This window comes from Liquorilactobacillus aquaticus DSM 21051 (assembly GCF_001436755.1).
Taxonomy (GTDB): domain Bacteria; phylum Bacillota; class Bacilli; order Lactobacillales; family Lactobacillaceae; genus Liquorilactobacillus; species Liquorilactobacillus aquaticus.
Genome location: NZ_AYZD01000015.1, coordinates 94,262 through 118,517, shown reverse-complemented (window position 1 = coordinate 118,517; position 24,256 = coordinate 94,262). Strand labels below are relative to the sequence as shown.

22 protein-coding genes are annotated in these 24,256 nt (G+C 37.8%); 20 read left to right on the top strand and 2 right to left on the bottom strand.

The window, feature by feature from the left end; translation table 11 throughout:
- Nucleotides 1-3: 3 nt before the first annotated feature.
- The 3 genes from FC19_RS03955 (at nt 4) to FC19_RS03945 (ending at nt 3,106) form a co-directional block, all read left to right on the top strand.
- On the top strand, nt 4-879 hold the full coding sequence (locus FC19_RS03955) for a YitT family protein (protein WP_057875695.1): 876 nt from the start codon (nt 4-6) through the stop codon (nt 877-879).
- Nucleotides 880-931: 52 nt separating this feature from the next.
- Nucleotides 932-2,098, top strand: a complete 1,167-nt coding sequence (locus FC19_RS03950) for a CDP-glycerol glycerophosphotransferase family protein (RefSeq protein WP_057875694.1) — start codon at nt 932-934, stop codon at nt 2,096-2,098.
- A 105-nt stretch (nt 2,099-2,203) separates the two neighbouring features.
- The gene (locus FC19_RS03945; RefSeq protein ID WP_057875693.1) at nt 2,204-3,106 is read left to right on the top strand and encodes a deoxyribonuclease IV; all 903 of its coding nucleotides are present in this window, start codon (nt 2,204-2,206) and stop codon (nt 3,104-3,106) included.
- A gap of 181 nt (nt 3,107-3,287) precedes the next feature.
- On the opposite strand, the gene FC19_RS03940 is transcribed toward FC19_RS03945, so the two are convergent.
- On the bottom strand, nt 3,288-4,097 hold the full coding sequence (locus tag FC19_RS03940) for a pyruvate, water dikinase regulatory protein (protein ID WP_057875692.1): 810 nt from the start codon (nt 4,095-4,097) through the stop codon (nt 3,288-3,290).
- 238 nt (nt 4,098-4,335) lie between these two features.
- Between FC19_RS03940 and rpsU the strand changes: the two genes are divergently transcribed.
- The 17 genes from rpsU to clpB all read left to right on the top strand — a co-directional run bounded on the left by rpsU (nt 4,336) and on the right by clpB (nt 23,947).
- Complete coding sequence (rpsU, locus tag FC19_RS03935) at nt 4,336-4,521, top strand: 30S ribosomal protein S21 (RefSeq protein ID WP_003690207.1); 186 nt, start codon at nt 4,336-4,338, stop codon at nt 4,519-4,521.
- A gap of 22 nt (nt 4,522-4,543) precedes the next feature.
- Nucleotides 4,544-4,987, top strand: a complete 444-nt coding sequence (locus tag FC19_RS03930) for a GatB/YqeY domain-containing protein (RefSeq protein WP_057875691.1) — start codon at nt 4,544-4,546, stop codon at nt 4,985-4,987.
- Nucleotides 4,988-5,164: 177 nt separating this feature from the next.
- Nucleotides 5,165-6,148: a PhoH family protein gene (locus tag FC19_RS03925; protein ID WP_057875690.1), complete on the top strand. Its 984-nt coding sequence runs from the start codon at nt 5,165-5,167 to the stop codon at nt 6,146-6,148.
- Nucleotides 6,148-6,627 carry an rRNA maturation RNase YbeY gene (gene ybeY, locus FC19_RS03920; RefSeq protein ID WP_057875689.1) on the top strand — a complete coding sequence of 160 codons (480 nt, stop codon included), beginning with the start codon at nt 6,148-6,150 and terminating at the stop codon, nt 6,625-6,627. Before FC19_RS03925 ends, ybeY begins: the two co-directional genes overlap by 1 nt.
- Nucleotides 6,521-7,003, top strand: coding sequence for a diacylglycerol kinase family protein (locus FC19_RS03915; RefSeq protein WP_338037337.1), 483 nt, complete (start codon nt 6,521-6,523; stop codon nt 7,001-7,003). Before ybeY ends, FC19_RS03915 begins: the two co-directional genes overlap by 107 nt.
- A 16-nt stretch (nt 7,004-7,019) precedes the next feature.
- Nucleotides 7,020-7,922, top strand: a complete 903-nt coding sequence (era, locus tag FC19_RS03910; protein WP_057875688.1) for a GTPase Era — start codon at nt 7,020-7,022, stop codon at nt 7,920-7,922.
- 77 nt (nt 7,923-7,999) lie between these two features.
- Nucleotides 8,000-8,782, top strand: coding sequence for a DNA repair protein RecO (gene recO, locus FC19_RS03905; protein ID WP_057875687.1), 783 nt, complete (start codon nt 8,000-8,002; stop codon nt 8,780-8,782).
- A gap of 296 nt (nt 8,783-9,078) precedes the next feature.
- A complete protein-coding gene (glyQ, locus tag FC19_RS03900) occupies nt 9,079-9,996 on the top strand; it encodes a glycine--tRNA ligase subunit alpha (protein ID WP_057875686.1) in 918 nt (305 codons plus the stop codon).
- 2 nt (nt 9,997-9,998) lie between these two features.
- The gene (gene glyS / locus FC19_RS03895) at nt 9,999-12,092 is read left to right on the top strand and encodes a glycine--tRNA ligase subunit beta (RefSeq protein WP_057875685.1); all 2,094 of its coding nucleotides are present in this window, start codon (nt 9,999-10,001) and stop codon (nt 12,090-12,092) included.
- A gap of 283 nt (nt 12,093-12,375) precedes the next feature.
- Nucleotides 12,376-14,232: a DNA primase gene (dnaG, locus tag FC19_RS03890; protein ID WP_057875684.1), complete on the top strand. Its 1,857-nt coding sequence runs from the start codon at nt 12,376-12,378 to the stop codon at nt 14,230-14,232.
- Between the two features lie 12 nt (nt 14,233-14,244).
- Nucleotides 14,245-15,372 carry an RNA polymerase sigma factor RpoD gene (gene rpoD / locus FC19_RS03885; RefSeq protein ID WP_057875683.1) on the top strand — a complete coding sequence of 376 codons (1,128 nt, stop codon included), beginning with the start codon at nt 14,245-14,247 and terminating at the stop codon, nt 15,370-15,372.
- A 315-nt stretch (nt 15,373-15,687) separates the two neighbouring features.
- Nucleotides 15,688-16,605, top strand: a complete 918-nt coding sequence (locus FC19_RS03880; protein ID WP_057875682.1) for a PLP-dependent cysteine synthase family protein — start codon at nt 15,688-15,690, stop codon at nt 16,603-16,605.
- A 16-nt stretch (nt 16,606-16,621) separates the two neighbouring features.
- Nucleotides 16,622-17,761, top strand: a complete 1,140-nt coding sequence (locus FC19_RS03875) for a trans-sulfuration enzyme family protein (RefSeq protein WP_057875681.1) — start codon at nt 16,622-16,624, stop codon at nt 17,759-17,761.
- A 269-nt stretch (nt 17,762-18,030) separates the two neighbouring features.
- A complete protein-coding gene (locus FC19_RS03870; RefSeq protein ID WP_057875680.1) occupies nt 18,031-18,729 on the top strand; it encodes a tRNA (adenine(22)-N(1))-methyltransferase in 699 nt (232 codons plus the stop codon).
- A complete protein-coding gene (locus tag FC19_RS03865) occupies nt 18,722-19,837 on the top strand; it encodes a Nif3-like dinuclear metal center hexameric protein (RefSeq protein WP_057875679.1) in 1,116 nt (371 codons plus the stop codon). Before FC19_RS03870 ends, FC19_RS03865 begins: the two co-directional genes overlap by 8 nt.
- A gap of 23 nt (nt 19,838-19,860) precedes the next feature.
- On the top strand, nt 19,861-21,105 hold the full coding sequence (gene pepT / locus FC19_RS03860; protein ID WP_057875678.1) for a peptidase T: 1,245 nt from the start codon (nt 19,861-19,863) through the stop codon (nt 21,103-21,105).
- Between the two features lie 235 nt (nt 21,106-21,340).
- Nucleotides 21,341-23,947 (top strand): ATP-dependent chaperone ClpB, encoded by a 2,607-nt coding sequence (clpB, locus tag FC19_RS03855; RefSeq protein ID WP_057875677.1) that lies wholly within the window; start codon nt 21,341-21,343, stop codon nt 23,945-23,947.
- A 54-nt stretch (nt 23,948-24,001) separates the two neighbouring features.
- On the opposite strand, the gene FC19_RS03850 is transcribed toward clpB, so the two are convergent.
- Nucleotides 24,002-24,187: a DUF2929 family protein gene (locus tag FC19_RS03850; RefSeq protein ID WP_057875676.1), complete on the bottom strand. Its 186-nt coding sequence runs from the start codon at nt 24,185-24,187 to the stop codon at nt 24,002-24,004.
- Nucleotides 24,188-24,256 lie beyond the last annotated feature (69 nt).

The window sequence follows — 24,256 nt, the reverse complement described above, 5'->3', positions numbered from 1 at the left end:
TTTATGGATGAGATTCAACAAATTTGGAAACGGCATCAGTATGTTGCCCGCGCTTCAACATCCTTTATCTATGGTATTTTAGTTTCAGTAGCAATGAATTTTTTTTGGGTGCCTGGGAATATCTATTCATCTGGAATAACTGGATTAGCTCAATTAATAGCTACCTTGGTAAAGAGGTATACACCTTTTCAACTTTCGACAGCAGCATTGCTGTTCATACTTAATGTTCCGTTGTTTTTTTTAGCATGGAAGCAAATTGGCCATCGCTTCACTTTTTTTACTTTTTTATCAGTTGTTTTTTCAAGTATTATGATTAAATCCATTTCAATAGTTACATTAACAAAAGATCCTATTATCTGTGCTATTTTTGGGGCTGCTATAAATGGCTTTGGAACAGGAATGGCTTTAAAGAATGGAATTTCAACGGGCGGTTTAGATATTATCGGTTTGACTTTGCGTAAACATACAGGAAAAAGTATCGGAACAATTAACATTTGTTTTAATACTTTTATCATTCTTGCTGCTGGGGCAGTTTATGGGTGGCCTTATGCTTTTTACTCAGCACTTGGAATTTTTGTTAATGCACGTGTAATGGACATTGTTTATACGCGCCAGCAAAAAATGCAGGTTATGATTGTAACTAATAAGCCTAAAAGCGTTGTTGATTGTATTCAAACTCATATGCGTCGGGGCATCACTATTGTTCATGGAGCTGAGGGTGCATATCGGCATGATCAAAAAACAATTCTTTTCACTGTTATTTCGCGTTACGAACAAATTGATTTGAAAAATGCAATGGAGGAATCAGACCCGTATGCATTTGTCAGCATTTCAGATAATGTTAAAATTATGGGACGTTTCTATGAACCAGAGCCTTAAATTAATAAATATTTTGAAACAGAAATATTTTTTTGAGAAAGTATGTTGAATAATGAAAAAAATGATATATATCTGGCTGGTACGGCTTTTTTCGCTTCTATTTAATCTGAAAGATCCCAAACTGGTCGTCTATTTGATGAGCTTTGGAAATAATAATGAGTTTATCAAAAAAATGTCTAAGAGATGCATAATTAAAAAAGAACGTCTGGTCATACTGTATTATCCAAGCTGCAAAGAAGCAGCACTAGAATTGAACAGTTTTGGGATAGAAACGGTCTGTTTTACTGAAGGTCTTCATTTTGTACTATCTAAATTACGAGTTGTTTTATCTGCTAAGCTTTTGTTTTGTGATAACTATTATGCCTTTTTGGCTGGTTGCCGCTTTAATCATCAAAAAACAAAAATTGTCCAAGTTTGGCATGCAAATGGAGCAGTTAAGTCATTCGGCTGGCAAGAACCGAAAACATTACTGAGGAGCTCTGCTGATAAAAGAAGATTTCAAAAAGTATACGATCAGTTCGATGATTATGTTGTTGCTTCGACTATGATGGCTGCAATTTTTTCCAAGAGTTATCATGTTAAAAAAAATAAGATGTTAATTCTGGGTTATCCACGATCCGATAAATTTTCACATTCAGAATGGGCTTCGAAGAAGAGGCAGTTTTTTTATCGACAATATCCCGCTTTGAAGAGCAAAGAGATTATTTTATATACACCGACCTATCGTGAAGGTACCGAAGGGGTAAAAATTAATTTACCACAATCTTTTTTTGAGATTATGAATCGATTAGATAAAAAACAGGTATTAATAATTAAACTTCATCCGCACTTGGGAGACCGCGTAAAAACTATTCGTGATCGTTTTCGTGGGAGAAAGAACATTTTGTGGCTGGATGATCTTTCGACGGAGGATATTTTGCCTGTAGCAGATCGTTTAATTACGGACTATTCATCGGTTATTTTTGACTATTCACTACTGGAAAATGCAAAAGAAATTTTGTTTTATTGTTATGACTTAGATGAATATCAAAATAAAGTCGGTATTCAACCTGATTTTAAAAAATGGCTGCCTGGTCCACTGCTTAGAACGACGAAAGACTTATTTTCAGCTTTGAAAAAGCCGGCAGATCAAGCAGATTTTAGCGAGTTCAATAGGTTATGGAATACAAAAAATGATGGTTATGCGGCAGAACGAATCATAAGATATTATTTAGAATGAAACAGCTAAGGATGCTGAATTAAAAAGTAAAATATAATGTTTTTAAAGCTGTTTTCAGTTGTCTTGGTTTATGACTTAAATTTAAGTTAAAAAGGAGAATTGCAAATGTTACTTGGATCACATGTTGGAATGAAGGGTAGTAAAATGCTTTTAGGCTCGGCTGAAGAAGCCGCTGGCTATGGCGCAACAACTTTTATGGTCTACACGGGGGCCCCTCAAAACACACGGCGTAAAAAAATTGCAGATATGAACATTGATGCTGGACATGATTACATGAAGAATCATAAAATCAGCAATATTGTGGTGCATGCCCCATATATTATCAATTTGGGCAATACCAAAAAACCTGAAAATTTCGAATTTGCGGTTGCTTTTCTGAAAGATGAGGTCAAACGTGCGGAAGCTCTTGGTGCTGAACAGATGACATTTCATCCGGGAGCACATGTTGGGGCAGGTGCAGAAGCGGCCATTGATAACATAGTTAAGGGACTTAACAAAGTCATTGATCCTGAACAAAACTTACAAATTGCAATCGAGACGATGGCAGGCAAAGGAACGGAAGTCGGTCGAACTTTTGAAGAAATTGCGCAGATAATAGATGGAGTGACACACAATGAAAAACTCTCAGTAACGCTGGACACATGTCATACTAATGATGCAGGGTACAATGTTAAGGAAGATTTTGACGGTGTTCTCAATGAATTTGATCATGTTATTGGCTTAAATAAATTAAAGGTCGTTCACATTAATGATTCTAAAAATGAATTGGGCAGCCATAAGGATCGGCATGCTAATATCGGTTTTGGAACCATTGGTTTTGATGCACTAAATTATATTGTTCACCACAGTGAACTGAAAGAAATTCCTAAAATTATGGAAACACCGTATGTTGGTCCTGATAAGAAAAATGCTTTTCCTCCATACGCTTATGAGATCAAAATGTTTAAAGAGCAAACTTTTGATTCTGAAATGTTGGCTAAAATTGTTACTAATAAAGGTCAAATATAATTCTTTTGATTGAGAAATTTAACTTATACCGAAAAAAGGGGTTGGACTAAAACGCAGGTTTTGGTCCGATCCCTTTTGCGTCAGAGTTATATTACAGACACTAAAATGGTTTAATGTTCAAGCAATGACTTTTGGTACACACTTGTTAAATTAGAGCATCCAAAAGAAAAATTTTTGAAGACTATTTAGCTAGGCTCTCTGTTATCAAGGTGGCGGTTTCTTCAATCGACTTGTTCGAAACATTAATAACAAGACATCCTAATTTTTTATACAAATTGTTTGCATATTCCAACTCAGCTTCAATATTATCTACATTAGAGTAGTTGGTATCCGGATTCAGACCGTATGTCAGCATACGTTCACGTCTGATATTATTAAGGATTTTGGGATCATTAGTAAGACCAATTATTTTTTGACGATCGACTTTCCAGAGTTCATCGGGCACCTTAGCTTTAGGGACAAGTGGAAGATTGGCTACCAAAAAGTTCTTATTGGCAAGATACAATGACAAGGGTGTTTTTGAGGTGCGCGAAACACCTAAAAGCACAATATCTGCTTTTAAATAACCCGACGGATCTTTACCATCATCGTAAGTGACTGCAAATTCGAGAGCTTTAATTCGATTAAAATACGTTTCATTAAGGTTGTGGTTTAGTCCGGCTTGTCCCAGTGGTTCTAAACCGGTTTTTTCTTTGATCGTATTGAGCAGAGGAGACAATGCATCTAAGACACCAAGACCATTAGTTTCGCAAAAGGAAGTAACGTATTCCGAAAGTTGAGGATCAACAAAAGTATGGATAATCAGTGCGTCAGCACGTTTGGCTTTAGCAAGAATACCACCTAAAAGCGAAATTGTTTTAGTCAGCGGAAAACGATGAAGCTTAAAATCGATATCAGGAAATTGGACAGCTGCCGCCTGAGCGAGACTATAGCCTGTTTCTCCCAAAGAATCGGAAATTATAAAGATAGATATTTGCTTAGTATTCGACATTTTTTTCCCCCACCTATTGAAATTAAAAACGCTTTATTCACCATATGTATATAATATAATGAATTATCATTTAAAACAATCAGCATTAAATTCTTTTTCCTGATTATTTTTTGAATACCGGTAAAGTTATATTGACGACTGCTTAAGGTTTGGGTATAATAATATAGAACTGTTAAAAGTTTGTGTGTTTATGCAGAATATAACGGTTACATTTTAAGCTCGGAGGGAGGGAAACAAAATGTCAAAGACAGTCGTTCGTAAAAACGAATCTCTTGATGACGCTCTTCGTCGCTTCAAACGTACCGTTTCAAAAACAGGTACTTTACAAGAATATCGTAAACGTGAATTCTACGAGAAGCCTAGTGTGAAACGCAAGAAAAAATCTGAAGCAGCAAGGAAGCGTAAGAACAAGCGTCGTTTCTAATTCCTAAGGAGGGATAGAACTGATGAGCTTACTTGATTCATTAAATAATGATTTGAAAGCTGCGATGAAGGCTCATGATAAGGAAACTTTGAGTACTGTTCGTATGTTAAAGTCCGCTGCGACAAATGAACAGATTAAAGTGGGCCATGCTTTAACTTCTGATGAAGAAATAGCTGTTCTGTCACGCGAGTTAAAACAACGCAAGGATTCTGTTGCTGAGTTTTCAGATGCTGGACGTGCCGATTTGGTTCCTAGTCTGGAAAACGAAATTAAAGTTGTTCAGCGCTATCTGCCGAAACAGCTTGGCGAAGATGAGGTAAAGACTATTGTTCAAGAAACGATGCAACGAGTTGGAGCATCATCGAAAGCTGATTTTGGTAAAGTGATGGGTGCAGTTATGCCTCAAGTCAAGGGACAAGCTGATGGAAAACTGGTAAATTCAGTTGTAAAATCATTGTTGAAATAATATTTTTGATTCAATAGCAGTATGTATTGGATTGTTAATGCAAAAGACGGATTGTCTGTGATAGACGATTCGTCTTTTGTTTTTGCAGAGGAATATTATTAAAGCCTTAGCTTTTGTTAAAGCGCCTTTTATGCTATGATTTAACCATATAATGCTTAATTAAAGGAGCAAAATGGATTGACGGAAAAACAGTTGGTTGAAAAAGAGTTCAAATTAACCGATTCTCAACAAGGTGTTGCTTTGCTGGGAACCCATGATAAATATGTTGAATTACTTGAAGAAGGCGAGAATATTGTCATTCGTCCTTTCGGAGATACGATAAGAATTACCGGAGAAGAGAACGCAGTTGCGCGCGCTTTGAAAATCCTGCAGCAGCTATCCAACTTGCTTGCACAGAATATTACAATAGGCAGTTCTGATGTCTTGTCTGCAATAAAGATGGCAGACAAAGGGACCTTGGACTATTTTCAAGATTTATATACAGATGTGCTGCTTAAAGATCAAAAAGGGAAACCAATCCGCGTAAAAAACTTCGGACAACGTCAATATGTCCAAGCTATAAAAAATAGTGATCTTGTTTTTGGAATAGGTCCCGCCGGAACCGGCAAGACCTTTTTGGCTGTTGTCATGGCGGTCGCTGCTCTAAAAAAAAATATAGTAGAGCGAATAATTCTTACCAGACCTGCTGTGGAGGCTGGTGAGTCTTTAGGCTTTCTGCCAGGAGATTTAAAGGAGAAAGTAGATCCTTACCTGCGCCCAGTATATGATGCCTTGCATGCCGTTTTGGGAAAAGAACACACTGAACGTTTACTGGATCGGGGTGTGATTGAAATTGCGCCGTTAGCATATATGCGCGGGAGAACGCTTGACAACGCTTTTGTCATATTAGATGAAGCTCAGAATACAACTAGAGCGCAAATGAAAATGTTTCTAACACGCCTTGGGTTTGGTTCCAAAATGGTTGTTAACGGCGATAAGACGCAAATTGATTTGCCTCGCGGACATAAACAAAGCGGATTAGTTGATGCAGAGAATATTTTAAAGAATCTAGCTCATGTAGAATTTGTTAATTTTGACGCAGCAGATGTTGTACGGCATCCGGTTGTCGCTGAAATTATTCAAGCTTATGCAAATGAAACTGAAAAAGAGGGGCAAAAATAGTGGATTTAGAAATCTATGATGAAACTAAACAGGTAAGTCAAGAATGGATCGAGTTAATAACAAACTTGTTGAATTTCGCTGGAAATTATATTGACTTGCCAGAAAATACTGAGATGTCGGTAACACTAATGGATAATGAAAAAATACACGCAATCAATAAGAAATATCGCGGCGTTGACAAGGCCACTGATGTTATTAGTTTTGCAATCGAAGAACAGAGTGATGACGATGTTCCAATTATCATGCCGGAAGATAGTGACTTTGTGGAACCAAAAAATATTGGAGATATTATGGTGTCAATTGAGAAGGTGAAAGAACAGGCGGCGTATCTTGGACATTCAGAAGAAAGAGAACTTGGCTTTTTGACAGTTCATGGTTTTTTGCATCTTAACGGATATGATCATATGCGCCATGAAGATGAGACGGTTATGTTTAATTTACAACGTGAGATTTTGGATGCTTATGGACTTAAAAAATAAAAAAAAGAGATGGAAACATACTAAATTTAAGCAATCATTTTATCATGCTTGTCAGGGGCTGAAAACAATGATGGGTGAAGAGCGCAATTTGCGCTTTCATTTTCTCGCAGCTGCTGCAGCTCTTATACTAGGGTGGTTTTTAAAATTAACTGCAGGTGAGTGGTTATGGCTGTGTTTAAGTATTTCATTTGTGATCATCAATGAGATTTGGAATACAGTTGCGGAGAATATTGTTGACTTGGTAACCGATTACCAATATAATCTACTCGCAAAAAAAGCGAAAGACATGGCCGCAGGCGCAGTCTTGCTGTCAGCGCTTTTTGCGCTTATTGTCGCGCTTATTATTTTTGTTCCGAAATTGTGTAATTTATTTTAGATTAAGAGGGTAGAAAATGGAGATAAAAAAACATTCAGGTTTTGTTGCTATTATTGGACGTCCTAACGTAGGCAAATCAACTTTTTTAAATCGTGCGGTTGGACAAAAAGTTGCCATTATGAGTGACAAAGCACAAACAACACGTAACAAGATTCAGGGAATATATACAACTGAGACAACACAGATTGTATTTATTGATACACCTGGAATCCATAAACCGCATAGTAGGCTTGGGGATTTTATGGTTAAAGCAGCATTATCAACTTTGAATGAAGTGGATGCTGTTTTATTTATGGTTAATGCTACACAAAAGCGGGGACGCGGAGACGATTTTATTATTAAACGCTTAAAAGAAGTCAAGAAGCCTATCTTTTTAGTGATAAATAAGATTGATCAGATACATCCAGATCAGCTTCTAGAAATTGTGGATGATTATCGTAAGGAATTGGATTTTCAGGAAGTTTATCCGATTTCTGCACTCCAGGGAAACAACTGTGAAGAATTAATAGCAGCAATCAGCACTATTTTGCCTGAAGGACCTCAATTTTATCCAGAAGATCAAGTTACGGATCATCCAGAACGTTTTATTGCAGGTGAATTAATCCGTGAAAAGGTCCTAGAGCTGACACGAGAAGAGGTTCCACATTCGGTAGCTGTAATTGTTGAACGTGTCAAAAGAGAAGATGAAGAAAAGATTCTTGTTCAAGCGACAATCATTGTTGAGCGGTCCTCTCAAAAGGGGATTTTGATTGGAAAAGGCGGGAAAATGCTGAAGACGATTGGAACAAAGGCACGCAAAGATATTGAATTGCTCTTGGGTGATAAAGTTTATTTAGAGTTATGGGTAAAAGTTCAAAACAATTGGCGAGATAAACAAACTGATTTAAAAGCTTTAGGTTACAGACAAGATGATTATTAAAATAAGCTGACGCAAAAGCAAGGCTACAACGCTGATTTTTTTGATTGCGAAAAGAAACCAGCAAAGGAGTGATAGTTTTGGGAACAACGAAAATGGCTGAGTTTTCGGGAATCGTTGTATATCGTAAGGACTATCGTGAACGTGATATGCTGGTTAAAATTTTGACTGATCGTTTTGGATTTAAGATGTTTTTCGTGCGTGGTGCTCGTAAAAAAGGTTTTCGTTTAAGTGCTGCTATTCTTCCATTTACGAAAGCAACTTACATTGGAACGATCAATGATGAGGGGTTGTCATTCATCAGTGCAGTTAAGGAAGCCAGCCAGTATCAGGCCATCTGCCAAGACATTATTTTGAACGCCTACGTTGCGTATATCTTGGGGCTTGCAGAGGCGGCCTTTAATGATAATCACCCCTTAAATGAGTGGTATATCAAGATTGAAAAGGCAATTTCATTGATCAACAATGGTCTGGATGCTGCAATTGTGACAAATATTGTTGAAATTCAGTTATTAGGGAGATTTGGAGTTAAGCCTAATTTGAGGAATTGTGTCATTTGTCATGATAATACTGGAATCTGTGATTTTTCAGAAAGCTATGGGGGCCTTTTGTGCCAAAAGCATTGGCATTTAGATCCAAACCGGCTTCGACTGGATCGTCGCACAATTTATTTTCTTCGCTTTTTTTCGCAAGTTGATATTATGAGGCTCGGGTCAATAAATGTCAAAGAGGAAACAAAAGACAAATTACGGTTAACTTTAAACCAAATTTACAATAATGATGTCGGAGTCAACATTAAAGCAAAAAAATTTCTTGATGATATAAAAAAATGGCCGCATATTGTTTTAAATGATGATAGGTAATTGACAAATAGTGTTATCTCGCTTATTCTTAATTTGATATGATAGGCAATGATGGAAAAGGGTATATTTCTGCAGTTGCAGCGAGTCTGGATAATTGGTGAGAGCAGGCACAAATGGAATATATTGGCGTTTTCGGAGTCTAGTTTAATTAAGTAGCTAGTTAATAATTACTAGAAGTAGGGTGGAACCGCGGTTAGATAAAGATCGTCCCTATGTGACTGTTCATTTGTGGTCGCATAGGTTTTTTTATGTTTCCATAAGTGAAGATTCATTCGCTAATTATGAGGAGGAAAACAATGTCGGAAAAATTGTCTTTGCAAGATATTATCTTAACGCTGCAGCATTTTTGGTCAAAACAAGGCTGTATGTTGATGCAGTCATATGATACTGAAAAAGGTGCCGGAACAATGAGTCCGTATACCTTTTTACGTGCAATTGGTCCTGAGCCTTGGAATGCAGCTTACGTAGAACCTTCAAGACGACCAGCGGATGGGCGTTACGGTGAAAATCCTAACCGCCTTTATCAGCATCACCAGTTTCAAGTCATCATGAAACCATCTCCAGCAAATATTCAAGATCTATATTTAGATAGCTTACGTGCGCTGGGTATCGATCCTAATGAACATGATATTAGGTTTGTTGAAGATAACTGGGAGAATCCATCTATGGGTTGTGCTGGTGTTGGCTGGGAAGTCTGGTTAGATGGAATGGAAATTACACAGTTTACATATTTCCAGCAGGTTGGAGGCCTGGAAGTCAAACCTGTCGCATCAGAAGTTACATATGGACTGGAACGTTTATCATCGTATATTCAAGATGTTAATTCTGTCTTTGATTTAGAATGGGCAGCAGGAGTCAAGTATGGTGATATTTTTGGTGAACCAGAGTATGAACATTCCAAATATTCGTTTGAAGAAAGCAATCAGGAAATGTTATTTAATCTGTTTGATACTTATGAACAAGAAGCAAAAAAACAGATTAAAAATGGTTTAGTTCATCCAGCCTATGACTATGTTTTAAAATGTAGCCATACGTTTAATTTGTTGGATGCGCGTGGTGCGGTATCTGTCACCGAAAGAGCTGGTTATTTAGCGAGGATTCGTAATATGGCCAAGTCTGTTGCTAAGGTTTTCGTAGCTGAACGAAAGAAATTAGGTTTCCCTTTACTAAAAGATGAAAAATTGCGGAATAAGTTATTAAAGGAGGACAAATAGGTATGAGCCATACATTCTTACTTGAAGTAGGGTTAGAAGAGATCCCTGCGCATGTTGTAACTCCGAGTGCTCGCCAATTAAAAGAGCGTGTTGAAACTTTCTTGAAAGATCAGCGTTTAGTTTTTAATAAGATAGACACTTTTTCAACACCACGCAGATTAGCTGTTAAAATTACCGGGTTGGCTGACAAGCAAAATGACATTGAAGAAGAAGCTAAAGGGCCAGCTAAGAAGATAGCGCTTGATAAGGACGGGAACTGGTCTAAAGCTGCGATCGGATTTTCACGTGGTCAAGGAATGTCCCCAGATGATATCTTTTTCAAGGAACTCAAGGGTACTGAGTATGCATATGTTAAAAAGTTTATTGTAGGCAAAACGGCAGCAGAAGTTTTGGTAGGAATTAAAGAAGCAGTTACTTCAATGATTTTTCCAACTATGATGCGTTGGGGAAATAATGATTTTAAGTATGTACGTCCTATCCGTTGGTTGGTAGCACTTTTAGATAAACAAGTGATTCCATTCAGTGTTTTAAATGTTCAAACAAACCGTGTTACGCAAGGACATCGTTTCTTGGGCAATGAAGTGGTATTGGAGAGTGCAGAGGACTATCCCCAAGCATTAGTCACGCAAAAAGTTATTGCGGATGCCGCTGAGCGTAAGCAAATGATTAAAATGCAGATAGAAAAATTAGCAGCACAAAACAATTGGAAGATTGTTGTCGATTCTGATTTACTTGAAGAAGTCAACAATTTGGTTGAATTCCCAACTGTATTTGCTGGAAGCTTTGCTGAGAAGTATCTAGATATTCCAGATGAAGTTTTGATAACTTCAATGAAAGATCATCAACGCTTTTTCTATGTTCTGGATCAGTCAGATAATTTACTACCTAATTTTGTTTCAGTGCGCAATGGTAATGATGAACATTTGGAAAATGTTGTGGCTGGAAATGAAAAAGTTTTGACGGCAAGACTTGAAGATGCGGCCTTTTTCTACCATGAGGATCAGCAAAAAACGATTGAAGACTATGCTAATCGACTCAAAAAAGTTATGTTTCATGACAAAATTGGTACAGTGTACGAAAAAATGGAACGTGTCCGTTCTTTATGCAAGCTTTTAGCTGCAGCTCTGGACAAAGAAAATAAATTGAGCAAATCTGAAGAAAAAGCATTGGATCGAGCCGCACAGATTTATAAGTTTGATTTAGTTACAGGCATGGTCGGTGAATTTTCTGAACTTCAAGGTGTGATGGGCGAAAAATATGCTCTGTTAATGGGAGAACTTCCGGAGGTTGCGACTGCGATTCGTGAGCACTATCTGCCTAATTCTTCAGATGGCGTGTTGCCAGAGTCCAAAGTCGGAGCTTTGCTAGCTATTGCTGACAAGATTGACAGTATTGGAGCATTCTTTGCATCTGGGATGATACCAACAGGATCAAATGATCCGTATGCCTTGAGAAGGCAGGCCTTAGGGATTGTTCGAATTACACTTGCACGAAATTGGAATTTTTCGGCTGATTCACTGCAAAAAATAATAGTGCAAAACTATGAAAACGAACCGATACTGTATAAGAATATTAAACCTACAGAGAACTATGATGAAATGGGTGCCTTCATAGTTGAACGTGTAAAGAAATTACTCAGTGAAAGTAAATTCGGCTTTGACGTAATTGAAACTGCTTCTGGAGTTTCGAACAATTCATTTGTTGAAATGCGTGAAGCAGCAAATATTCTGAAAAGTCATCAAAATGATAATGATTTTAAGGAAAACATCGAAGCTTTAACGCGTGTCTTGCATTTAGCTAAAAAGGCCCCAAATGATGCAACACAAAAAATCGATACGTCATTATTTGAAAACGAAGCAGAAAAGGATCTGTTTGAGGCGGTTTCAAAGATTAAAGTTAGTGGAGCTGCTACTAATTCACTTGAACAGTTATATGCTGCTCTGGGTTCGTTGCGTCCGCTAATTGATAACTATTTTGAAAAAACGATGATTATGGTTGAGGATGAAAAAGTCCGTGCTAATCGTTTAGCTCAGCTTTTAGAGCTTTCGAAATTAACACAGCGATTGGGTAAACTGGATAAGCTAAATGTTAAGTAAGTTTGAAAACTTTGATTGAAACCGCTAAAGATATGCACAGTGGTTCGGGCTTGTTGTCACTAGGGGGATTCTAGTTAGCGACAAAGCCTTTTTTGATTGAAAATTAAGGATTCCGTGATAAACTTGCAGTGATAGTTGGTTTATTTTAAGACACAATTTAATTATTTGCTTTTTGAAAACTGATATTGTATTATGAATATGATTGTAATTTTTCTGAAAAGTCGCACGTTAGCGTGCGACTTTTGTAAACATAACAACTATTAGACAAATGGGGTGATATAGTGTGAGTCGGCGAATTCCAGAAGAAGTTATCGAGACTGTACGCTCTAGTGTCAATATTGTTGATATAGTTGGGCAGTATGTCCAACTTAGAAAATCAGGGAAAAATTATTTTGGACTTTGTCCTTTTCACGAAGAAAAAACACCATCGTTTTCTGTGACAGAAGAAAAACAGATTTTTCACTGTTTCTCCTGTCATCGTGGGGGCAATGTTTTTAAATTCATTATGGAAGTTGAAAACATGTCATTTCCGGATGCTGTTGTGCGTGTCGCTGAATTAGGAAATGTACAGTTGGACAAAGAAATCACACAGAATTTATCAAGTGATAATGTTTCTGAATCATCTGAAACTACAAAACTTAAAAAGATGTATAACGATGCTGCTCACTTGTTTAATCATATTCTAGTGAATACATCGATGGGGGAACAAGCGTTAGATTATTTGCATAAACGTGGTTTAGATGATGCCATGATTGAGGAATTTAATTTGGGGTATGCACCATCTAAAGAGCTATTAGAAGCCTTCTTTAAAGAAAAAGGATTGGATCATCAACTTTTGCGTAAGTCGGGTCTTTTTGTGGAGATGCAAGATGGTTCTTTTAAAGAACGCTTTCAAAATCGAGTTCTTTTTCCAATCCGCGATCCTCGTGGTGAAACAATCGCTTTTTCTGGAAGGCTTTTGCTTAAAGATGATAAGAAACCCAAATATTTAAACAGCCCAGAAACAGTAATTTTTAATAAACGCAAGGTGCTTTTTAATTTTGACAAGGCGAAAAGTAAAATTCGCCAGTACAAGTCGGCTATCTTGTTTGAAGGATTTATGGATGTTTTAGCTGCTTATCGGGCGGGAGTTGAAAATGGACTTGCTTCAATGGGGACAAGCTTAACGAATGAACAAATTTACTTGCTTGAACGAATAACTGACCGGCTGGATATCTGCTATGATGGTGATGATCCAGGGCAGCATGCGACAGCACGAGCTTTGACTCTTTTAGAGCCCTTAACTAAAATGAAACTCGGAGTTTTGCATATTCCCGAAAAAATGGATCCAGACGAGTATGTTAAAAAATACGGTGAAGAAAAATTTAAGCAGCTAGCACAAAGTTCACATGAAACTGTCATTGCTTTTTATATGCGCTATTATGAACAGGAGCGCAACTTAGCAAACGAAGCGGATCAATTAGCTTATTTGGCTGATATTTTGCAACAGTTGGCAAAAGTCCAATCGCCAGTTGAAAGAGATATATATTTAAATCAGCTCGCTAAACGTTTTGGAATCGAGAAAATAAATCTTGAATCCCAATTGCAAACATATGTTAATAAACTAGGGCAAAATAATAGTAAACAGAAAAATAATTCGAATGAAGTACTGCGAAAAGACCGTATCGTTAAGTCTAAAAATAATCAAAGACATATCGACCGTGTGGAAAAAGCGGAGCGTTTGTTATTGTATCGTCTGTTGCATGACCATAGTGTTTGGTTGAAACTGAGAGAAATAAGCGGCTTTACTTTTGTGCATGATGTGTACCAAACGATTTATATGATCGCTGAAGGCTATTTTAACGCATATGATGAATATGATACAGCGCGTTTCCTTGATTATCTAGAAGATGAAGCTTTACGCCAAATTTTAATAGAGCTAGCTTTAGGTGCTTATGCGAAAGAAACAAGCGAAGAGGAGGTCGATGATTGTATTGACTTGATTATGCATCAATCTCCATTGGAAAATAAAATAAAAGACATTAGAAAACAGCTTTCCGATGCTAAAAGGATGAATAACAATGATTTAGTGACTGATTTGACAGTCAAGTTAGTCAGTCTATTACGCCAACAACAGGTAGAAAAGTCGACATCATTATAAGGAGGACCTCCCATGGCAGAAAATAAAAAAAGCAACGCATTGAATAAGGTAGCATATACTAAGGCTTTACGTGAACTCATTAGAAAATATAAAGCGAAAAAACAGATTAATTACGATGATTTAACAAAGAAACTTGTAACACCATTTGGTTTAGAAGCGAAACAGATGGAATCAATGATTCAAAAGGTTGAGGATTCAGGCATTTCAGTTGTTGATGAAAAAGGCGAACCTAGCGAACATAGTTTAAAGGCTGCTTCAAGCGAGGCAGAAAAAGCAACTAAAGACAGAGATGTTTCGGCGCCTGCTGGTGTTAAGATTAATGACCCGGTTAGAATGTATCTTAAGGAAATCGGTCGTGTGAATTTATTAACTGCCGATGAAGAAGTTGCTTTAGCTTTAAGAATTGAAGAAGGCGATGATGAAGCTAAACAAAGACTTGCTGAAGCCAACTTGCGTCTTGTTGTTTCGATTGCTAAACGTTATGTTGGACGCGGAATGTCATTTCTTGATTTAATCCAAGAGGGAAATATGGGATTAATGAAAGCAGTTGAGAAATTTGATTATCGTAAAGGATTTAAGTTTTCGACTTATGCAACTTGGTGGATTAGACAAGCGATTACGCGTGCAATAGCTGATCAAGCGAGAACAATCAGAATTCCTGTGCATATGGTGGAAACAATCAATAAGTTGATCAGAATTCAGCGTCAAATGTTACAAGATTTGGGTAGAGAACCTATGCCTGAAGAAATCGGTGCTGAGATGGATATGCCGACAGATAAGGTACGTGAGATTCTAAAAATTGCACAAGAACCAGTTTCGCTTGAAACACCAATAGGTGAAGAGGATGATTCACATCTGGGAGATTTCATTGAAGATCATGATGCGACTAGTCCGGCTGATCATGCAGCTTATGAGCTACTCAAAGAACAGTTGGAAAGTGTACTTGACACTTTAACTGATCGTGAAGAGAATGTCTTGCGTTTGCGCTTTGGGCTTGACGATGGCCGTACAAGGACCTTAGAAGAAGTTGGGAAAGTTTTTGGCGTCACCCGTGAACGAATTCGGCAAATTGAAGCAAAAGCTCTTCGGAAGTTACGGCACCCATCACGTTCAAAACAGCTTAAAGACTTTTTAGAATAAGTTGTGAGAAAGAAGAAGCTGATTTTTTTGGAGAGATCGCTTGATTTTTTTAATTGAATAGAGTATTCTAATCGAAAAGAAGAGGAGGAAAAAGAATGGCTGACTTTAGCATGAAAACCGCATACAACTCATGTTGCTGTCGTATTCCGCGTTTTAGCGTTGGAAATACGGCTGTTTTGAGGTATGCTGGTTTCATGTTATAGCTTGTTGAACATGAAATTGTTTGGACACAGCTGATCATTTTCTTACGTATAGGGCGCGAATCTTAAATAGATTCGCGCCCTTTTTCTTTTTTCTAAGAGGAGGTAATAAAAAGTGATATACAAAATGGTTGAAGAACTCGTCGGCAACACACCACTGATGCAGTTGAAAATTTCCACGCCAAATGGTTCACATATATTTGCCAAACTGGAAATGTTTAATCCTGGTGGGAGTATCAAAGATCGCCTTGGAAAATACATGCTGCATCAAGCTCAGAGAGAAGGATTAGTTAAAGAAGGTACAACGATAATTGAACCAACTGCAGGCAACACCGGGATCGGAATAGCTCTAGCAGCCGGACGATTAGGCCTTAAGACTATTTTAGTGGTTCCAGAGAAATTTAGTCAAGAAAAGCAAACTTTAATGAAAGCTTTGGGAGCACAACTAGTGCATACTCCTAGTGAAGAAGGCATAGTTGGAGCGATCAAAAAAGCACGTGCGCTGTCAGCTGAAATAAAAAACAGTTATGTTCCAATGCAGTTTGATAATTTAGATAACCCAGATGCTTATTATCTGTCAATTGCTCCCGAAATCGAGCACGAGATGAAGGCAAATAATCTGTCAATTGATGGTTTTGTAGCAGGAGTCGGCAGTGGTGGAACTTTTGTTGGAATGGCACGTTATTTTAAAGAACACATGACCCATATTAAAACAGCGATCGTGGAACCAGAAGGATCTATTCTTAACGGTGGAGTAGAGCATGCTCATCGAATTGAGGGTATAGGCGTGGAATTTGTACCACCATTTTTAGATAAGAAAAATGTTGATCGCATTTATACGATTAGTGATGCTGCTGCTTTTTCTTTGGTTAAGCAGATGGCCCAAGCGGAAGGGCTAATGATTGGCAGTTCCAGTGGAGCGGCTCTAGCAGCTAGTCTGAAATTGGCTGCTGAATTAGAACCAAATAGTAATATTGTTACTGTTTTTCCAGACAGCAGTGAGCGTTACCTAAGTCAAAATATTTATTCATGAAAAGGGGAAATTTATAATGAAATTTAATACAAAATTGATTCATGCAGGAATTAGTCGAGATAAGGCAACGGGTGCTGTAAATGTGCCTATTTATCAAACTTCAACTTACGCTCAGAGTGAACTTGGCGGTAAAGTTGAATACGAGTACTCAAGGACGGGAAATCCAACACGTAGAGCAGTTGAGGACTTAATCAAGGATCTCGAAAATGGTGTTGCTGGTTTTGCTTTTGCCTCAGGCTCAGCAGCTATTCACAATGTATTCTCGCTTTTTTCTGCAGGTGACCATATTATTGTCGGAAATGATGTTTACGGCGGAACGTTTCGGCTAATTAATACGGTGTTGAAACGTCAGGGCCTTGAGTTTACAGTTGTTGATACGCGTAATTTGGATGAAGTTAAGGGAGCCATTAAATACAATACTAAGGCGATCTACCTTGAGACGCCTACAAATCCATTAATGCGGATAACTGATATTACAGCAATATCTGAAATAGCTCATGAAATTGATCTACTGACAATCGTTGATAATACATTTGCAACACCTTATATTCAGCAGCCACTTAATTTAGGAGCAGATATTGTGTTGCATAGTGCATCTAAGTATTTAGGCGGGCATAGTGATTTAGTTGCTGGATTAGTTGTGGTAAAGGATTCGAAGTTAGGTGATAAAATCGGTTACCTTCAGAATGCAATTGGAGGTATTTTAGGACCGCAAGATAGCTGGTTATTGCAACGAGGTATTAAAACGCTGGCAGTCAGAATGCAGGCACATGAAAGCAATGCACGAAAAATCTTTGCTTTTCTGAATGAAAATGAAAATGTCGCTAAAATTTACTATCCCGGCGATCCAGATGCAAGGGATTTTGAAATTGTAAAAAAACAGATGAATGGTTTTGGTGGAATGTTGTCATTTGAACTTGCGAAAGGACATTCAGTTAAAAAATTTATTGAATCTTTAAAGATCATCACCTTAGCTGAAAGTTTGGGAGCAGTCGAAAGTTTGGTTGAGGTCCCTGCCATCATGACACATGGTTCTATCCCGGAAAAAATAAGATTGAAAAATGGTATTTCCAATGAATTGATTCGTTTGTCAGTTGGAATTGAACAGAGCGAAGACTTGATTGAGGATTTAGAAAAAGCATTATCTAGGGCATAGAAATAAAATTAGGAATTTGTTGTATTATTAAATAAAAATTAAAAGTTGGGATGTGACGGTCGACTTTCCTGCAAACTTAAGGTAAAAAGCATTAACTTAGGTAGAATGCGACTCAGAGTTTATCTCAACTTTTTTGTGTGCTGTTTTAAAGACTAAGGTTAGTATTCTAAAAATTTGCAATTTATTTTTAGTGTCTTGGGCTTTTTTTGTCTTTCAGAGTTAGTTATACTTGAATGTGTCCTATATTGATAAGGAGTTGTTGTGCTTTAATGGATGCAAAACATTTATCGACACGTTTATTAGCGGTGGCTAAGTATGTTCCAAGGGGAGCCCGCCTGGCAGATATTGGCTCGGATCATGCTTATTTACCTGCGTATTTGGGATTGAATAACGAACTTGATTACGCAGTTGCAGGTGAGGTAGTAAAGGGACCATATCTGAATGCTCTTCACGAAATAAAAAAAGAAGGTCTTGAAAAAAAAATCATGGTTCGCCTAGCTGATGGATTAGCCGCGGTAACAGAAAAAGATGCAATTGACACGATCACGATATGCGGAATGGGTGGTCCGCTGATATGCCATATTTTGGATGAAGGTAAAATTAAATTAAAAAAAAGGCCTAAATTGATTTTGCAGCCCAATGTTGGAGAATGGCAAGTCAGAAAATGGCTGAACGAAAACAATTACCAGATTGTAACTGAAGAGATTATTGATGAAAATGATCATATTTATGAAATAATTGTTGCTGAATGGAAGGCTGAAAAAGATGATCTGACTGATGAAGACTATCTTTTCGGTCCCATTTTAAAGAAAGAGAAAAACTCAATTTTTATAAAAAAATGGGAGCGGGAGCGGGAAAAACTGCTGCATTTGTTGAGTGAAATTAAAAAGGCCCGAAAGGTTCCGTTGGAACAAAAAAAAGCATTAGAAAATAAAATTAGAAAGATTGGCGGGGTGTTGAATGGTTAAAGTAAAAGACATTGTGAATCGTTTTGCGGAACTTGCGCCTTCTTTTATGGCGGAAGAAGGCGATCCAATAGGATTGCAACTTGGCAGCTTTGATGCTGAAGTCAAAAGAATGATGGTGACTTTGGATGTGCGTCCAGAAGTAGTGCAGGAAGCCATTGAAAAGAATATTGATTTTATTTTCGCACATCATCCAGCAATGTTCAGACCAATTAAGCGCTTCGATCTAGCTGATCCGCAAAATAAAATGTACTCTGAACTGTTAAAAAATAATATCACTGTTTTTGCTGCACATACAAATTTAGACAACGCAAATGGTGGGATGAATGATTGGCTTGCTGAAAAGATGGGTCTTAAAGAGACTTCAATTCTGTTACCTGCTCGACAAGAACAAATGTTCAAATTAGCTGTTTTCGTTCCTCAAGAAGCTGCTTCTGAAATGCGAATAGCTTTGGGAAATGCGGGTGCGGGCCAAATTGGAAATTATGATAACTGTTCTTATTCACTTAATGGTATTGGACGTTTTCGTCCAAATGATCAGGCGCATCCAACGATTGGGGAAAATGGCAAGATAACAGAAGTCAAAGAGGAGAAAGTTGAAGTTGTTTTCCCAGCTCGAAAAAAAGAGGCGATCCTTAAAACGATGCTTGCAAAGCATCCTTATGAAGAACCGGCTTTTGATTTGTTTAAGATTGAAGAAATAGGGCAGAAATATGGAATGGGACGTGTCGGATTTTTAGAGCATCCTCAAACCGTCAGAGAATACGCCAAATTTTGCAAGAAAGTTTTCAAGCTTCAATCTTTACGCATGGTTTCCAATGATCCAAATAGAAAAATCGAGCGCGTTGCTGTTCTAGGAGGCAGTGGTGGCAATTTTTATCCCGAAGCCAAACTGCAAAAAGCCCAGTTGTATGTAACAGGAGATATTTCATATCATACGGGACATGACATTTTAGCTGCTGGTTTATCGGCACTTGATCCAGGACATCACATTGAAAGTATCTGCAAGGAACAATTACATAAGTTGTTCACGAAATGGAATACTGAAAATGACTGGGGATTATCAATAGTTGAATCTAAGCTCAACACAGATCCATTTACATTTATCTAATTTTAGTTAAAGGAGTTTTTATGATGACAAAATATCCGAATCTAACTTCTCGTTTCATCAAATATGTAAAAAAAGAAACACGTTCAGATGAAAATTCTACTACAATTCCTTCAACTGAATCACAAGTTGAGTTTGCTGCTGCATTAGTTGAAGAACTGAAAGTCATAGGATTACAGGATGTGCGTCTTTCTTCTACAAGCGGTTATGTTTTTGCAACACTGCCAGGAAATCTGCCAGAGAATAAAGAAGTTAAAAAAATTGGTTTGATAGCACATATGGACACGGCTGATTTTAATGCTCGAAATATTAATCCGCAATTTGTGAGGGACTATGATGGCAAATCTGATATTACTTTAGGAGATAGTCAGTATAAATTATCCCCGAGCGAGTTTCCAAGTCTGAAAAAATATGCTGGACATGATCTTGTTACAACAGATGGCAAAACTCTTTTAGGGGCAGATGACAAAGCAGGAATTGCTGAAATTATCACAGCGGTTGAGTATTTAATTGAACATCCAGAGATAAAGCACGGTGAGTTAAGAATAGGCATCGGGCCTGATGAAGAGATAGGAACCGGGGCCGATAATTTTGATGTTGCCGATTTTGGAGCTGATATTGCTTATACGGTTGATGGTGGTCCGTTAGGTGAATTGGAATACGAAACATTTAATGCGGCTCAGGCTAAAATAGAACTAATCGGTAAAAATGTTCATCCAGCCACAGCTAAAGGCGTAATGATTAACGCGCTTCAGATTGCTTTTGATTTTCATGCTCAGCTTCCAAAAAGAGAAGTACCAGAGAAAACAGCTGGGCGGGAAGGGTTCTTTCATTTGGTGGAAATGGCTGGAAGTGTTGATAAAGCTAAGATGGTATATATTATTCGCGACCATAATCGACAAAAATTTGAAGCACGCAAATGTTTATTCCAAGAGATCGTTGCTGAGATGAATGCCAGTTACGGCACTAAAAGAGTTATACTTGATTTGAAAGATCAATATTATAACATGCGTGAAGTGATCGAAAAAGATATGACAGTTGTTGACATAGCTGAAAAGGCAATGAAAAATCTTGAGATTGAACCGGTTATTTATCCTGTACGTGGTGGAACAGATGGTTCAAAAATCTCATTTATGGGTCTACCGACACCTAACTTGTTTGCTGGCGGTGAAAATATGCACTCGCGTTTTGAATATATTTCTGTCCAAGTGATGGAACAGGCTACTTCTGTAATTTTAGAGATTGTTGCGGAAGTCGCAGGAACAAATTAGTTAACACAAACGTATGTTCATCTTATAATAGAATCGTTAAATGAGATTTAAACTGCTATTTAAGCGAAAGAAATCTTGTTTAGCGGTTTTTGACTAGAATTTTTAAATGACTGTCAACTTGATCATACTGACTGTAGTGATTAAATTATGGTGCAGCAGAGTGTAAATATGGTGGTTTTATCTTTGAAAAGCAGTTAGTTGAAAACTGACTAATAAAATGATGAAGGAGATAAAAATGCAAGAAGACAAGTTAACAAGCGCTGTGCAAGAAGCTCTTGCAGAAGCGCAACAAATCGCAGTAACGAGACATCAGCAAGAAATAGATATTCCCCAACTATTTAAGTTTTTACTTCAACCAGGAGAATTTGGAGCGGAGATCTTAAAAAAAACGGAATTAGATATTCCAGAGATCGAAAGTGAGGTTGATAAAGAGATTGATCAATTGGCGACTGTAGAGGGACAAGTGAATTACGGGCAAACACTGAGCCAGAATCTTTTCAAATTGCTGCAAGAAGCGGATAAATTACGTGAAAATTTTGGGGACGAGTATGTAGCAATCGAGACACTTTTCTTGGCATTGTTTAAATTAAAATATCATCCTTTGACCAATTATTTAAAATCAAAGGGACTTACAGAGAAAAAAATGACAAAGATTGTTAAGGATCTTCGTGGAGGTGAGCGTGTGACATCCAAAAATCAAGAGAAACAATATAAAGCATTAGAAAAGTATGGTATAGATCTGATCAAACAAGTCCGCAGTGGAAAACAGGATCCGGTAATTGGACGTGATGAAGAAATTCGGGATGTAATTCGAATTCTTTCACGTAAAACTAAAAATAATCCGGTACTGATAGGAGAACCTGGAGTTGGAAAGACGGCAATAGTCGAAGGGTTGGCCCAGCGGATAGTACGCAAGGATGTTCCTGATAACTTGAAAGATAAAACACTTTTTTCCTTAGATATGGGATCGTTAATTGCAGGTGCAAAATATCGTGGTGAATTTGAGGAACGTCTTAAAGCTGTTTTGAAGGAAATTACAAAAAGTGAAGGAAAAATCATTCTTTTTATTGATGAGATACACAATATTGTTGGAGCTGGAAAAACAGAAGGCAGTATGGATGCTGGAAATATCTTGAAACCAATGCTCGCACGCGGCGAGTTACATTTAATTGGTGCAACGACTTTGGATGAATATCGTGAATATATGGAGAAAGATAAAGCCCTTGAACGGCGATTCCAGAGGGTCCTTGTGCAGGAACCAAGTGTTGAAGATACAATTTCAATTTTGCGTGGTCTAAAAGAACGCTTTGAAATCCATCATGGGGTTAGAATTCATGATAACGCGATTGTTGCAGCGGCAACACTTTCTAATCGTTATATAACTGATCGTTTCTTGCCGGATAAAGCGATTGATTTAATAGATGAAGCGTGTGCGACAATCAGAGTTGAGATGAATTCGATGCCGACTGAGCTTGACCAAGTTACCCGCCAACTTATGCGCCAGGAAGTTGAGGAAGCAGCCTTGAAAAAGGAAAGCGACCCGGCTTCGAAGAAGAGACTCAGTGAACTACAATCTGAATTAGCCGAATCACGTCAGAAAACAAATGCTCTCAAAATGCGGTGGGAAAATGAGAAAGCGGATATTCAGAAATTAAGTTCTAAAAAAGCTGAGCTTGATCAGGCAAAACATGCTTTAGAAGAAGCAGAAAATAATTATGATCTTGAGAAAGCAGCTAAATTGCAGCATGCAACTATTCCAGCATTAGAAAGAGAGCTATCCGAGCTTGAGCATGCTGAGCGCCCAGATAACTGGTTAGTGGAAGAGTCAGTAACTGAAAATGAAATTGCACAGGTGGTCAGTCGTTCTACTGGGATACCAGTTGCGAAACTAGTTCAGGGTGAACGCGAAAAACTGCTGCATCTACCTGAAAGTCTGCACAAGCGGGTCATTGGACAGGAAGAAGCGGTCGATTCAGTTGCAAACGCAGTTATTCGTGCGCGCGCAGGTCTACAGGATCCTAATCAGCCCTTAGGAACTTTTTTGTTCCTCGGACCAACTGGAGTGGGGAAAACTGAGCTAGCTAAGGCCCTTGCCGAGAACCTATTTGATTCGGAAAAGCATATGGTGCGCATTGATATGAGTGAGTATATGGAAAAACAGTCTGTCTCGCGTTTAGTTGGAGCAGCCCCAGGCTACGTTGGATATGAAGAAGGCGGTCAACTGACAGAGGCTGTCAGAAGAAACCCATATACAATTGTTTTATTGGATGAGGTTGAAAAAGCGCATCCGGATGTCTTTAATATTCTATTGCAAGTCTTTGATGATGGACGGCTGACAGATGGTCAAGGTCGGACTGTTGATTTTAAAAATACAATTATTATTATGACTTCTAATTTAGGATCAAGCATTTTATTGGATAACGCTGCAACCAGTGGAAAGATTACAGATGAGACGCGTGAACAAGTCATGAATTTGGCACAAACACATTTCAAGCCTGAATTTTTGAATCGAATTGACGACATTATTATGTTTGCGCCCTTAAATATTCAAGCAATAACGCAAATTGTTGACAAATTTATTAGTCTTTTGTCTGCTCGTTTGTCTGAACAAGAAATCGAGCTTGAAATAACGTCAACGGCTAAAGAATGGATTGCACATGAAGGTTATGATCCTGCTTATGGAGCACGTCCGTTGCAGCGCTTCATTACGAATCATGTTGAAACACCCTTAGCCAAACAGATTATTGCGGGTAAAATCATGCCGCATTCTGTTGTTACAATCGATTTAGGAAGTCACAATGAGCTTATTTTCAAAGCTGAAGAAAGAAGTGAAGAGGTTTAGTTTAATAGAATAGCAAACGAAAAGCGGCTAGTTTTGTTGACTAGCCGCTTTTTGTTATTTGTTTGTTTTGGGTGTTTTTACGAAAAAGCTAAGGGCATTGATAGCAATGAAACCAACGATCATTGCAGTAAGACCACTGGATACTACGGAAAATTCTGTGCCTGACAAGGCTGAACTTATATAACCGATAACTTCACCATAAATAAACCCCCAAAACAAGATAGTTAATTGTTTTGACATATGAACAACACCTCGCAATACAACAGTAGTTTAGCATATTTTTTGTGTTTTTTGAACAATTTTTGAAAG